A 12411-nucleotide genomic window follows, 5' to 3' on the forward strand; every position below is an offset into this window, starting at 1 on the left:
TGAATCTGGTCGTCGTCTATCGTGATCTGGCGCTGCGAAGCAGAATTTGAACGCGCTCGCGGAAGCCGAAAAGAATGACCTGTACCGATGGGAACTTGTAAAAAAAGCGGTACATGTCGTATTCGGTTTTCGGCGTAGTCAGGCTGGCGCCATTCAGTTCGGCAGAATCGATCAGGGCAATGCCGTCGCCCTCTATGTCATGCATGACGCTGAGCTCCATGGGCTTCATAGATAAGCTGAAGTTGAACAATCCCTTCTGACTGGTGCGGGTCAGTTGCAGCCCGCTGCGGCAATCCTTGCAACCGTAGAGGTTTACGGTGAAGTCGTAGGCGGCAAGCCTTTCATTCTGCTTCTTGACGCTGGCGGGGAGCAGTTCGCTGAACGCGTCGTACATAGCCAGGCTGCCTTCCCGAGGCGCGAACTGGTAGTCGATACTCTGCTGCTGGATGGCAACCTGAAAGCGTGAAGAAGCGATGTTGAAATGTTGGCCCGGGTCGCCAAAATTAGTGGTAAGCGACCGATAGGGGTACACGAAGAACTTGTTGCGCGAAATGATATAAGCGTTGTACAGCTTGAGCCACGACGATTCCGGCCAGCTGCGGATGTCCGCGGGAATATTGTCGATGTGCGCGATATCCGTGCCGTTCTTTTCCATCCATGTGCGAAACCCGGTCCATTGATTCCGCGACCAGGCCTGCCCCCAGGAGGCCGCCAACTGCATGAAATAGACATCGGCATTGCCGTTGTCGATGGGGGTGAACGGAAGATTTGCCGTCTGGTTAAACTGCAGGCTATACAGGCTTATGCCGGCAATTTCCGGATCGTTGGCATAAAAGCCAAGGGCGGCCGTGGTGTATTGATAGAAGTAGGGCGACGCAAAGAGGTCGTCCTCGAGAATGATGACGTCCCCATACTCTTCGGTCAGATCGCCACAGCTAAGCACGTGCTCTCGCAGCCCAAGACGGGTCTTGTGCGCGATGATGCGCTTTTCGCCAAACGGCCAGTCGAACTCCTCTGCGACCTCGCGCGGTTCATCCATGCCGGAGTTATCCAGGCTGATGACCAGCCGCACGTTACCAGGCGGATAATGTGCCTTGCGCAGCGAGCCCAGCAAGCGGCTCAGACTCTTCGGTCGGTTGTACCCGATGACAATAATGGTAGGTAAATTCAGGGGCATAACGTCTCGCAACCAGAGTTGAGGAAAATTGATAAAGGTGCACCGGTCAGGTAATCAGGCACTACGGTACCCCCGGGCAAACCTTCTGCGCGATTCAACAGCTGTCAGCACAACCAGACACAAATAAATGGCGACACTGGCGATGGTGAAAGCGATCACCGTGCTCAGTGAATCCTCTAGTAGCGCCGCACCGATGAACAACGCGGATATACGCAGGGTGGTGCTGACGATTTCAAATACCAGTGACAATCTCTGCATAGAAAGAGCAGGGAAGGCTACGGTGCAGGGGCGGCTGACAAAAATGGCGTATTCGGCCAGTGCCAACCAGCTGGCGAATTCGCCCGCTGAGGCCCACTCTGAGCCGAATACCAAGGCAAACATCCAGGGCCCGAAGAAGAACACCGCGCCAAAGGGCACAAGACCCACAATCGCCAGCCCGGCAACTGCCTTCATCAACATCGCGGTGATGGGTTCCTGGCGGTGGATGGCCTGAGTGATTTTCGGGTAATACACGTCCGCGACCGATTTGCCGATCAGATGTGTCGGCATGCTCAACGCTTGTTTGCAAAGCGTGAAGTAACCGGCGGCAGCCGGCCCGAAATAGGCGGCGAGCACGAGTGTCGGAAGGTTCTGCGATACGGTGTTGATAAACATCTGTGGTGCGCGGAACAGCGGAAAGTCACTGTAGCGCTTGGCAACCTCAAGGGTGTCGCCTTTCACGTGCTGCTCGCGAGGCGAATCATCGACCGTGCTGGCGCCGCCGCTCCTGCGAATGCCAAACAGCAGCATCAGGGCATGCAATAGCGGACCGAGCGCGGTGGTAATGACCAGCACCGCGGCGGAGGCGTGAATCCAGCCCGCCGCGCTGCGGATCAGGTTATGTAGTAGGGAATGCGTTATGGCCACCTTGGCCGTGACCCGGAACAGCTGATGGCGGATCAGCCATTGCTGTGCAATTTCCAGGGCTGCGCCAAAGAACATCGTCAGCGGCAACAGCATCAGGAAAGGCGTGATTTCGTCGACGCCCATCTTCTGCACCAGTGGCGCGCCGAAGAAGTACAGCAACAGTGCCGAGAGCCCGGCCATGCCGACGGCAATCATCAGGGACAGCCTGACCACCGCCCCGGCATCTGCGTTGCGTTTGGGCAACACAATGGCCATCGGATAAGACAGGGCGGCAGCAGGGACGATCATCATGACCACACCCATGAACACCCCGAGAACGCCGTAACTTTCCGGGCCGTACAGCCGGGTAATAACCGGCATGAACAGCATGGTCAGCACCTGCGCGCCGGCGGTACCCGAGACGACGGTGAGGATGTTGCGAAGCAGTTTGCTACGCATCTGCTGGCGCAGCCGCTCGCTAAACCTAGACCATCGGGATCCGGGTTGTCCGTTTGCGTTGATGTCGACCTCCACTGTCGGCGCGCTGTTAGGCATTGATACTCATGCGGCCGATGCCGTAATAATCAAACCCGGCACGCTTGATCTGAGTCAGGTCGTACTGGTTGCGGCCATCAATGATCAGAGGCTGCTTCAGCAGCTTCTTCAGGGCTTTGAGGTCTGGGCGACGGTAGGGTTTCCACTCTGTAACCAGGATCAGCGCGTCGGCATCGATTGCGGCTTCGTACTGACCTTCAACGATCTCCAGCTTGCCGTCGGCGAACCACTCTTCAGGGAACTCGCGCCGAGCGGTTTCATGCGCCACAGGGTCACAGGCTTTGACCGTCGCGCCGGCATTAATCAGGCTGTTGATCAGCACCACGCTTGGCGCTTCGCGCATATCATCAGTGCCTGGCTTGAACGCCAGACCCCAGACTGCAAAGCTCTTGCCGGCCAGATCGCCGTTGAAATGCCCGTTGACCTTGCTGAATAGTGACTGTTTCTGCAGGTCGTTCCTCGCTTCCACAGCCTGGAGCAGCTTGGGCTCGAAATCGTTCTTATGGGCCATACTGATCAGTGCTTTGACGTCTTTCGGAAAGCAGGAGCCGCCATAGCCGCAGCCGGCGTAGATGAAGTGGTAGCCGATCCGCTGATCCGAGCCGATGCCCAGGCGAACATTTTCCACATCCACATCAAGCCGCTCACACAGGCTGGCGATCTCGTTCATGAAGGAGATCTTGGTGGCGAGCATGGCATTGGCTGCGTATTTGGTCATCTCTGCGTCACGCACACCCATGAACATCATCCGCGGGTGGTTGCGGATGAAGGGCGCGTAAAGCTCGTTCATGATCGTGCGGGCCCGCTCGCTGTCGGTACCGATAACGATGCGGTCGGGATGCATGAAATCATCGACGGCAGCGCCTTCCTTGAGAAACTCCGGGTTCGACACGACGTCGAATTCGATATCCAGGCCGCGTTTCTCGAGCTGTTCGGCTACAGTAGCGCGAACCATATCGGCGGTGCCGACTGGGACTGTGGACTTGTTGATGATGACGGACGGGCGGGTGATCAGGCTGCCGATCTCCCGTGCTACGTCGACGACATACTGAAGGTCCGCGGAGCCGTCTTCGCCGGGCGGCGTGCCAACGGCGATAAAGAACACCTCGGAGTCGTCGATGGTGTCCTTGAGCGACGTCGTAAAGCGCAAGCGGTCTGCTGAAAAGTTGTCAGTGACGATATCTTCCAGACCGGGCTCGTAGATCGGCAAGATGCCCTTCTTCAAGTTATCAATCTTGTTCGGGTCGATATCGACGCAGTAAACGGTGTTGCCCATCTCTGCAATACAAGCGCCCGTTACGAGTCCTACATAGCCGGTTCCAACAACAGTAATATTCATGGCGCTTCCTTAAAATTGAACGAAATCTACTTGCACACCCCGGCGGTGGCCGGGGCTGCGTTTCATGTCTGGGGGTGTCTTTCTATCAACCCGAGTAGCGGTAGCCGGTCAGTACACGTCCCGCGAGAACAGCGTAAAGGGCGTGCGGAACAGGATCTTGATATCCAGCCACAGTGACCAATTGTTGATATATGCCAGGTCCTGTTCAACGCGTTGCTGCATCTTCTCGATGGTCTCCGTCTCGCCGCGATGTCCGGTGACCTGGGCCAGCCCGGTAATGCCCGGCTTGATGCGGTGACGTGCCATATAGGCAAGGATCTTGTCGCTGTAATAATCGTTGTGCGTCACAGCGTGCGGACGAGGGCCGACCAACGACATTTCGCCGCGTAACACATTGAATAGTTGCGGAAGTTCATCGATTGAGGTGCTGCGCAAGATCTTGCCCACCGGCGTAACGCGCGGATCGTCGCGGGTAGCCTGTTTGACGATGGTGTCATCGTCATGCATCCGCATGGACCGGAATTTCATCACATGGATGATCTCGCCATTCCAGCCATGGCGAGGCTGGCGGAACAGTACCGGGCCGGGCGAGGACATCTTGACGGCGATAGCTGCGCCGATCAGCAGCGGGCTGAGTGCAACTATTGCCAGCAGCGCAACACCTCTATCGAGCAATTCCTTACTGAACACAGAAGCAGGATGAGAGCTGAGCGGCGTCTCATTCAAATAGATGGCAGGTAGTTGCTCTATCTGCGAAATCGACTGATTCAGGAGCGGCATCCGACCGAAATCAGGAATCCAGACCACGTCGACACTGAGATCGAGCAGGGTGATGTACAGTTTCTCGATATAGGCGACCTCATCGAGGCTCAGTGCGATGTAAACGCGACGGATACCGTACTGTTCGACCAGTTCGCGAACCTTGGACAGATCGCCAAGGACCGGGAAACGCGGGTCCAGGGTCTCGGTATCAGGCTTCGATGTGATCAACCCGACCAGCGGAACGCGATTGGAGCCGTGCAACCGCTTCGCCAGCTCATAGGCGGCAGGACCGGAACCGATAATAACGGAGGTTCTGCCAAGCCGGAGCTTGCTGGAGTGGCTGTTCCCAAAGTAGCGCAGGGGAATATAGGCCGCTGCCTGGATCAGGTAGCCGAGTACCGCCCACTGCAACAGGATCTCGGAAGAAAACAGATGCATGCTCTGACTGGCATAGGTAATCGCCATCAAGCCCGCCAGCAAGGTCGCCCACCCACCCATCAGATGCACCAGGCCGGACAGGTAGCTATGCCGTTTGTGGTAGACATGAAGCAACATATACGCAGGCACGGACCCGAAAACGGTGATGACGATCAGCAGTCGGTACTGAGTGGAAACCACGCCCAGATGCTGGTAAACCAGATAGCAAAGTAGTCCGCTGACCAGAAAGATAGCGCACAGCCATTGGCCCCAGAAGGTAAGCCCCCGACGATTCACGGCGGGGTTGGTGCGTTTGGCGATCATTGTGAACCTTCCTCCTTACATATCTGCTGTTTAGCTTTGGTAGCCGAGCCGAGACTCCAGCACAGCGGGGTGGCGAGACCTGAAGTGCTGGCCAGGTTATACATCTGCAATGCTTCCCTTTTGCTGACCGCGGCTGAACGGCTCGCGGCCTGGAGTGTGATGGCACGCTGGTGCGTATTCAGATCGCTCCATGCCGAGAATCCCAGCGCCGCGAGATCACTGTCCAACTCAACGCGGCCCGCGCCCAGTTCGCTGGTGCGACGCAGGGCCAGATCAAATTCATCATCCAATTGCTGCAATCCCTGTTTTGCATACGCCAGCCTGAGCCATGACCACGGCCAGGCTGGACGTACCTCAACTGATTTACGGAAGGCTAGCAGCGCGTCTCGTTTCTGAGCCTCGATCCCGGAACCCTCGGGTGCGACCAGAGGCCCCCATAACAGGATCCTGCCCAAGCGATCCAGATACTCGCCATTGGCGATGGGAGCGCGCGCGACGGCACTTTCGGCTCGCTGTAAAGACATGTTCCAGTAGCCCTCGCTGGGCGGTTGGTCCGAGTTTTGCCAATAACGCAAGGCCAACTCCGCATGCTCGCTGGCTACCCCTGCGTATAACATCGGAACCGAGAGCATCAGGCAGACGATGGAGGCCGGCAACGCAACGATAAAAGCCAGCTTCTGCGCGAACGGCGCCTGCTCGGAGACGCGGCGGGGGGGCGTGCTTTTTGTATATGGGCCGTTAACAGCGGATATGGTCATTTCCTAACATCCTTGCCTTTGTCCTTCGCCAAGTTGGCATCACACATCTGATCGTCCGCGATCAGTAATTTCCAGTATTCCGTAATGCGCTCATGCAGGATGAGCCGTGATGTATCTACGACAAGCCATTGCACGTTGTGTTCCCTAAACAATCAGATGGACTTGGCAATTTTTGCTACCGGCCAGATAGACGGTAATCACGCAGCCGGATCTGCTTCCAGGCTAGTCTCTGGAGGCATAGCTCAGGTGGGCTCAAAGCAGCGTACGCAGGATAAAGTCGAGGTTGCCAGTGTCGTGCCGTGCCACCGTCAGGTGGACCGCACGAAGGCAAAGGAAATGAGAAGGCTCGTATGTTTACCTTGAATATTAACGGTAGAGCTTAAGCGTTCTGCTCGCTGTAACCGTAATGATCGTAGTAACCACTGTATTCACCCTTCTTGGCGGCTTTCTTTACATCGACCTGGTTGAGCACTACGCCGACGATGGATGCGCCGCTCTGCAGCAATTGGCCCACACCCTTCTGCGCCATATTAATGGAGGTGTGCTCCGACTTGATGACGTAGATAACCGAGTCCGCGTAGGTCGACATCAACACCGAATCGCTGACTGCCTGGGTTGGAGGCGAATCGATGAGGATGTGGTCGTATTGCTCCTTGGCGCGCTCGAGGAACTTGGCAAAGCGCGGCGATGCAAGCAGCTCCAACGGGTTCGGCGGTACGGCACCCGCAGTCAGCATATCCAGCTGATTATCGACAGTCTGGATGCAATCCTCGGCCTTTGCGGTACCCGAGATCAGGTTCGCCAAGCCAGGCGTGCCAACCGGGAAGTCGAAGTTTTTCGCCAGTGTTGGACGACGCAGATCGGCGTCAATCAACAACACGCGTTGCAGCTGACTCAATGCGAATGCCATATTTGCCGCCACCGAGCTCTTACCTTCGGAAGGCACAGAAGAGGTCACCACGATGACTTTCTGCGGCCGGCTCATATCGGCCAGCATCACACTGGTACGAATGGTCCGGATCGCCTCGCAGAACCGCATGTCGTCGCCTTTCTCGAACAAGTGTGCCACCTTCTTCTGCTGCTTCTTGGCAACCAGAGGCACGATACCCAGTACTGGCAGGTTGAGGTTGTTCTCAACGTCCTCGGCACTCTTGAAGGTGTTGTTGAGGAAGTCAGCAATCAGCGCTATAGCTACCCCGGCAATGAATGACAGCACACTGGCCAGCATGATCAGCAAGCGCGTATTAGGTGCAGCAGGCGTGGCTGGTGGCAAAGCCTCATCGACAATGCGCGCATTAGTGCTGCTCAGGTCCTGTGTCGCAGTGGTTTCACGCAAGCGGTTCTGGAAGGTTTCGTACAGTTCCCGGTTACTTTCCACGTCACGCTCGAGCTCCCGAACCTTGAACTCCTTGCGGGAAATATCCTGGATCTCTTCCTTATTCTGGTCGAAGGAGGCGCGCAGTGAGCTTTCGTTCGCTACGGCGAGCTGATAGTTACGCTCGATACCTGCTACCACCTGTTCAACCTGCGCTCGCAAGCTTGCGGTGGCCGCAGCCAGATCAGACTGGGCCGCTTGCATGGCGGGGAAGCGTTCGCCATAACGGCGGGACAATTCCTCGACCTTTGCACGGGCGCGCGCCTGCTCGGATTTGAACTGCTGGATCAGAGGATGGCCCAATACGGCTGGCACGCTAGCCATCCGTTCCCAGCCCTGGTCTTCCATTGCCTGAACCTGGCGATACTGACTTTCCGCCTCAGCACGCTGGCTGCGGGCATCAATCATACGGTCGCCGGTCATTGCGAGATTATCTGCGCTAACGGTGCCTACGCCACCGACATCTACCAGGCCTTCTTCTTCACGAAACTGCTGAAGACGGTTTTCTGCTTCCTTAAGGGAGGTACGCAGCTCGGCAAGACGGCTATTCATCCAGGTGGTTGCCGCCATGGACATTTCCATCTGGGCCTCGAGCTGACCTTCGATGTAGCTGTTGGCCAGGGAGTTGGCTGCCTGCGCCGCAGTCAATCGATCGGCCATTTCCACGGAGATCCTGACCAACTGACTCTTGCCTTCAACATCTGCAGTGGTGCGTGTCATGAAGTCACGTGTGACGGCGTCCATGATGTCCGCTTCGGTCATCGGAGCGGCCGTTTTTGACGGATCTTCTCCAAGTACCATGCTCTTGGTGCGACGCACCATGCCCTTGACGTCGATCAACGGCTGGGGACGCTGACGCGGGTCGAATTCAGGGTGTTCGGTAAGATTAAGCTCGCGCACCACACGTTCAGCAACGCCGCGGCTGTTAATCAGACCAAGCTGAGTTTGCAGATATTCGCTTAGTTGTCCGGTGTTGTCGTAAACGCGCTGAAAATCTACCAGCTGATCGCCTTTGGATTCGATCATCATGGTGACGCTGGCCCGGTAGATGGGTGTCATCTGCATGACAGCCAGCGTAGCCAGCATGGTGACGACCAGCACGAGCGAAATAATGCTCCATTTACGGGACCATAGCGCGTGCCAGATCTTTTTCAGGTCGATATAGTCTGCGTCGTCGTCAGTCTGCATAGGCTGCCACTGGCGGTCAGGTCGTATGGAGCTGTTCATGCTCAGAAGAATCCTTGGTCAATAGTAATGGTGTCACCTGGCTGAACGATAGTGCCCAGTGACGCCCGCTCTGCGGCACGATTTTCATCAGATCCGCGAACGATGGTTATGCGGCGCGTCGAGGCGCGCTCGGTAAGCCCGCCCGCGAGCGCGATGGCGCGGTCAAGCGTCAGGCCCGGCTGGTAGGGATATCCACCAGGCTGTTTGACCTCACCGCTGATATAAAATTCGCGATAATTGATTACGCTTACTGACACCCGTGGGTCGACCAGGTAACCGTCTTTCAGAGCCTCGGTGATCAGTTGCTCGATTTCTCGTGGGGTCTTGCCCTTCGCTTCAACCGCGCCGAGGAAGGGATAAGAGAAGGTCCCTGCATCGTTCAGCCGGATTTCTGCAAAGGTGAGATCAGGCTCGCCAAAGACGCTGATGCGCAACACGTCTCCGGAGCTGAGGCGATATTGTGTATTTGCTGTAGCCTGAAAACTCAGGCCGAGCATTAATAGGATTGTTGCTGTTCTAAGAATATGTTGGATAGACATGTTTGCTCTCTCCATCTAGCTGTTTTTCAGCGCTGTGGGGGATGTCATCCCCATAGCCTGGCCTGAATCCGTTTACGGATTCAGGCGTTGCGGCAGGTGTTAATGTTATCGAAGCAGCGCTCAGCCGGACGCTGAGCGTCAAAGGCTCATGTTAAGGCTAACTAGATAGACATTGCGTTCGTAGCTATTGAAGTAACGTGACGAGTCATTTTCCGACCGACGGTACCCGACGGTGATGTCAGCCCAGCGATCAAATGCATAGTTGACCCCAACACTGTAGGCAGTCCGTTCGTCGTCACGGTCACTGGCCTTGTATTCCCGATCGGAGAACTGATACTCGAGCTCAGTACTGATACGCGGCGTCCAGCCATGTGTCCAGCTGAGCGCCGTGGTGACATCTTCGACGGTTGAGGCATCATCTTCACCCTCGTCGAAGGCGCGGCGGGCATTGACCTCGAACGTTGAATAGGTGCGTGGGGACCAGGCGACACCCACTTCCCACATGGGGCTGGTGAAATCGTCGCGCGCGTCACTGTCGAACTTCTTGCGTTCAGCACCAACGCGGACTGTACCAGTGGTTTTCGCTGTAGCATCCCAAGTGGCGCCCACCAGGCCTGCCGTGTTGGTTCCGTCGCGGCTGAAGCGGTCGTCAACGTAATCGTGTTGAGTGTGGCGGACCTCAACGATTGAGCGCGTGCGGCCACCGATACGGTGGAACCAGGTGCTGCTGACGCCGAGGCTGTCGCGTTCCTGATCTTCGTTGATATTGCCGCTGTTGTGGTACCGGCGCTGCTCGTAGTTGGTGGCGAAGTCGAGCTGGTTGGAGGCGCTAACGGCACCAAAGGTATAACCCAGACCGGCTATTGTACGACTGTATTTGTCGTTGTAAAAGTCACGTCCGGACAAGTCGCCAGCTAGCTCGTCGGTGCGGCTTTTGGTGTCATCGTTGATGGTGTCTTCAATGCGGTGATAGCCGATATTGCCGCGCACTCGGTGGCGAGAGGTCAGTGCCAGGGCGCTCTTGAGTGTGAGGTGATGGTCTGTATTGGAAGCGTCGCTGTCATCGTGATAGATGTCACTATTGAAGGAGTACTTCAACTCGTGCTGGCTGTTGCGATTTTCCGCGCTCAGAGCAAAGGTCGGCTCAATGCCCGTAACCCATGAATCTTCTGCGTCGTCACGCACGCCGCGATAGTTGTCATCGTAGGCTTCGGAAACGAGCAAGGTTGGCGTGAACTGAAAGCCGCGGACATCAATGCTCATTGGCTCGATTGCCCAACTATAGGCAGATACGGAGGTCGCGAGCGAAGCGGTCAGAAATTTGGAGAGCCTCATAAAGCAGTCTTCCTTCTCGGAAATGAAAGATTGTTGTTCTCTTGAACGGTAGTGATCAGCTGGAACTAGCGGTGGTTCCGCCGCCGGTTCCGCCCCCTGAGCCGCCTCGTGGGACGTTCAGGGAGGATGGCGCCAGGATCTTCGAGGGTGCCGCGCCAGCAGCGGCGGGCAGTCTGTCAGTCACTGCGCTGACAATTTCCTCGGCTTGATCAGGTGCTGCTGCTACCGCCGCTTCCACAATCTCTGCAATCTGATCGGGCGCTGCATCGATAGCGGCCAAAGCGATATCGCTGGCCAGCTCGGGAAAAGCTTGAACGGCCCGCGTGACGATGTCGACGACTTCATCGTTACATTCCGTGATGCGCTGCTGAACCGCGACAGTTACCGCCTGCCGTTTATTAGCAGTGTTGTTGAACTGGTGCTCTGCAGAACTCGCACAAACGTCCGCCGCCAGGGCTGGCAGGCTGGTAAAGCCTAGGCCCGACATAGCGAGCGCCGTAAGTGGCACAAGCAAAGTTTTCCTCATCATCAACTATCTCCTTGGTAGATATAGACTACCCATGCTGACGCCGTAGCGTTGTTGACTCAGTCACAGATGCAGGAAAGTGCGCAGTGCGCCTCACCCGCTCTCAGTTTCAGGTCATGCCTTGTTTCAGTGCGTTCACCTAACCAACAGGCACGCTACCGCCCAAAGGTAACACCTTTGTTTTCAGCGGGTTGATCAGCCGATAGGTCGCAATTTGTACGCCCTCCGGTTTCCCTGTTATCGCTCAATTCAAAACGCTGCAAAATGTGCACCCGCCCTGTTAATCATGCTCGTCAAAGATTTCTGGCCGCAGCCACTGACAACGCGCGAAATATCGCGGGTCGCAGGAAGGGCAGCCCAGTTGTCCTGAGTTTTTATTATTGCGAAGAGGTTACCGGGAAACATAGGCTGCTCCTGCCGCTTCACCTTGCCGGCGGGAAGCTTTTCTACCCGACTGCTCGGGTTGAAGCGCTCGAGGCCTTGATGCGCGAGGTGCTCGCCCGTACGATCTTGCTGTCGGGTTCTGCACTGTATGGGAGACCAGGCGACTTCCGGCATTTCCCTATGGTTGTTCATAAGCCCTCCTAGCCTTGAGGCACATACCGCGGAACATGTTTGCTGCCATTAAATCCGTTGAGGCATCAAATCGCTATCAGCGGATTCGATCGCTCCGAAAGACTAGACAGAGCTTTGATCGAAGAGTTCCAAAAGTTTTATCCAGCGAAGCATGCTTTTCGATGGCTGGCATTCTGGCAAATTGGTCCCAACTGTCAGGCGAGGTCCGGTGAGTATTCATGGACGACTTAGGTGAGGAAAAACCTGGTTTGAAAAGCTGTTGCGAATCAGTGGGATGGGGTTCGAAGCCGCGCAGTGCGGGGGTTGGCGCCACGTTTCTGTCGCCTGGAGTCAAGTGGGTTTGAGCATCCTCAGCGCTGCCGAACACAGCGCAACGCTTAGCGCGCCTTGACAGACAATCGCTTTCCGTTCATTGCCAATCAGGCCCGTCCACGCGCCGTCTATTCCTGAGGGTGCAGCGAACGCCACTTTTGCCGAGCTCGGTTACCGAGCGGGGCGTTCCATCGCTCGCTCACCAAGGCATAATGATGGCATCTCGGGGTTGGGTGCGCGGCTCTTCAGGCGAGGCCTCCTTGCTTGAACGCCTTTACCTGATCGGTTTCTATTCCTATGGTGA

At 56.4% G+C, this 12411-nt stretch carries 10 protein-coding genes; all 10 read right to left on the minus strand.

All coding sequences use genetic code 11. From position 1 onward, the window contains the following. Positions 1 to 16: 16 nt before the first annotated feature. The 10 genes from FHK95_RS12840 to FHK95_RS12885 all read right to left on the minus strand — a co-directional run bounded on the left by FHK95_RS12840 (position 17) and on the right by FHK95_RS12885 (position 11795). Positions 17 to 1177, minus strand: a complete 1161-nt coding sequence (locus FHK95_RS12840; RefSeq protein ID WP_150305036.1) for a glycosyltransferase — start codon at positions 1175 to 1177, stop codon at positions 17 to 19. Between the two features lie 54 nt (positions 1178 to 1231). After that, positions 1232 to 2521: a lipopolysaccharide biosynthesis protein gene (locus FHK95_RS12845; RefSeq protein WP_235906776.1), complete on the minus strand. Its 1290-nt coding sequence runs from the start codon at positions 2519 to 2521 to the stop codon at positions 1232 to 1234. Positions 2522 to 2609: 88 nt separating this feature from the next. After that, the gene (locus FHK95_RS12850; RefSeq protein WP_150305038.1) at positions 2610 to 3956 is read right to left on the minus strand and encodes a UDP-glucose dehydrogenase family protein; all 1347 of its coding nucleotides are present in this window, start codon (positions 3954 to 3956) and stop codon (positions 2610 to 2612) included. Between the two features lie 108 nt (positions 3957 to 4064). Continuing rightward, complete coding sequence (locus FHK95_RS12855; RefSeq protein WP_150305039.1) at positions 4065 to 5459, minus strand: undecaprenyl-phosphate glucose phosphotransferase; 1395 nt, start codon at positions 5457 to 5459, stop codon at positions 4065 to 4067. Further along, positions 5456 to 6217, minus strand: a complete 762-nt coding sequence (locus FHK95_RS12860) for a hypothetical protein (RefSeq protein WP_150305040.1) — start codon at positions 6215 to 6217, stop codon at positions 5456 to 5458. The genes FHK95_RS12855 and FHK95_RS12860 overlap by 4 nt, the downstream gene beginning before the upstream one ends. Before the next feature lie 379 nt (positions 6218 to 6596). After that, positions 6597 to 8819 (minus strand): GumC family protein, encoded by a 2223-nt coding sequence (locus tag FHK95_RS12865; protein WP_150305041.1) that lies wholly within the window; start codon positions 8817 to 8819, stop codon positions 6597 to 6599. Positions 8820 to 8821: 2 nt separating this feature from the next. Continuing rightward, positions 8822 to 9373 (minus strand): polysaccharide biosynthesis/export family protein, encoded by a 552-nt coding sequence (locus FHK95_RS12870; protein WP_408003621.1) that lies wholly within the window; start codon positions 9371 to 9373, stop codon positions 8822 to 8824. 123 nt (positions 9374 to 9496) lie between these two features. Then, positions 9497 to 10693: an outer membrane beta-barrel protein gene (locus tag FHK95_RS12875; RefSeq protein WP_150305042.1), complete on the minus strand. Its 1197-nt coding sequence runs from the start codon at positions 10691 to 10693 to the stop codon at positions 9497 to 9499. Between the two features lie 55 nt (positions 10694 to 10748). After that, entirely contained in the window at positions 10749 to 11222 is a 474-nt protein-coding gene (locus FHK95_RS12880) for a hypothetical protein (protein ID WP_150305043.1), read from the minus strand. Between the two features lie 246 nt (positions 11223 to 11468). Then, positions 11469 to 11795: a transcription termination/antitermination NusG family protein gene (locus FHK95_RS12885; RefSeq protein WP_150305044.1), complete on the minus strand. Its 327-nt coding sequence runs from the start codon at positions 11793 to 11795 to the stop codon at positions 11469 to 11471. Between the last annotated feature and the right edge of the window lie 616 nt (positions 11796 to 12411).

The sequence above is a fragment of the Pseudomonas saliphila genome (genome assembly GCF_008638345.1).
Classification (GTDB): Bacteria; Pseudomonadota; Gammaproteobacteria; order Pseudomonadales; family Pseudomonadaceae; genus Halopseudomonas; species Halopseudomonas saliphila.

Bases quoted from the DNA above. Each gene is read 5' to 3' on its own strand.
- FHK95_RS12840 (WP_150305036.1), bottom strand. From the start codon at position 1,177: ATGCCCCTGAATTTACCTACCATTATTGTCATCGGGTACAACCGACCG.
- FHK95_RS12845 (WP_235906776.1), bottom strand. From the start codon at position 2,521: ATGCGTAGCAAACTGCTTCGCAACATCCTCACCGTCGTCTCGGGTACC.
- FHK95_RS12850 (WP_150305038.1), bottom strand. From the start codon at position 3,956: ATGAATATTACTGTTGTTGGAACCGGCTATGTAGGACTCGTAACGGGC.
- FHK95_RS12855 (WP_150305039.1), bottom strand. From the start codon at position 5,459: ATGATCGCCAAACGCACCAACCCCGCCGTGAATCGTCGGGGGCTTACC.
- FHK95_RS12860 (WP_150305040.1), bottom strand. From the start codon at position 6,217: ATGACCATATCCGCTGTTAACGGCCCATATACAAAAAGCACGCCCCCC.
- FHK95_RS12865 (WP_150305041.1), bottom strand. From the start codon at position 8,819: ATGAACAGCTCCATACGACCTGACCGCCAGTGGCAGCCTATGCAGACT.
- FHK95_RS12870 (WP_408003621.1), bottom strand. From the start codon at position 9,373: ATGGAGAGAGCAAACATGTCTATCCAACATATTCTTAGAACAGCAACA.
- FHK95_RS12875 (WP_150305042.1), bottom strand. From the start codon at position 10,693: ATGAGGCTCTCCAAATTTCTGACCGCTTCGCTCGCGACCTCCGTATCT.
- FHK95_RS12880 (WP_150305043.1), bottom strand. From the start codon at position 11,222: ATGATGAGGAAAACTTTGCTTGTGCCACTTACGGCGCTCGCTATGTCG.
- FHK95_RS12885 (WP_150305044.1), bottom strand. From the start codon at position 11,795: ATGAACAACCATAGGGAAATGCCGGAAGTCGCCTGGTCTCCCATACAG.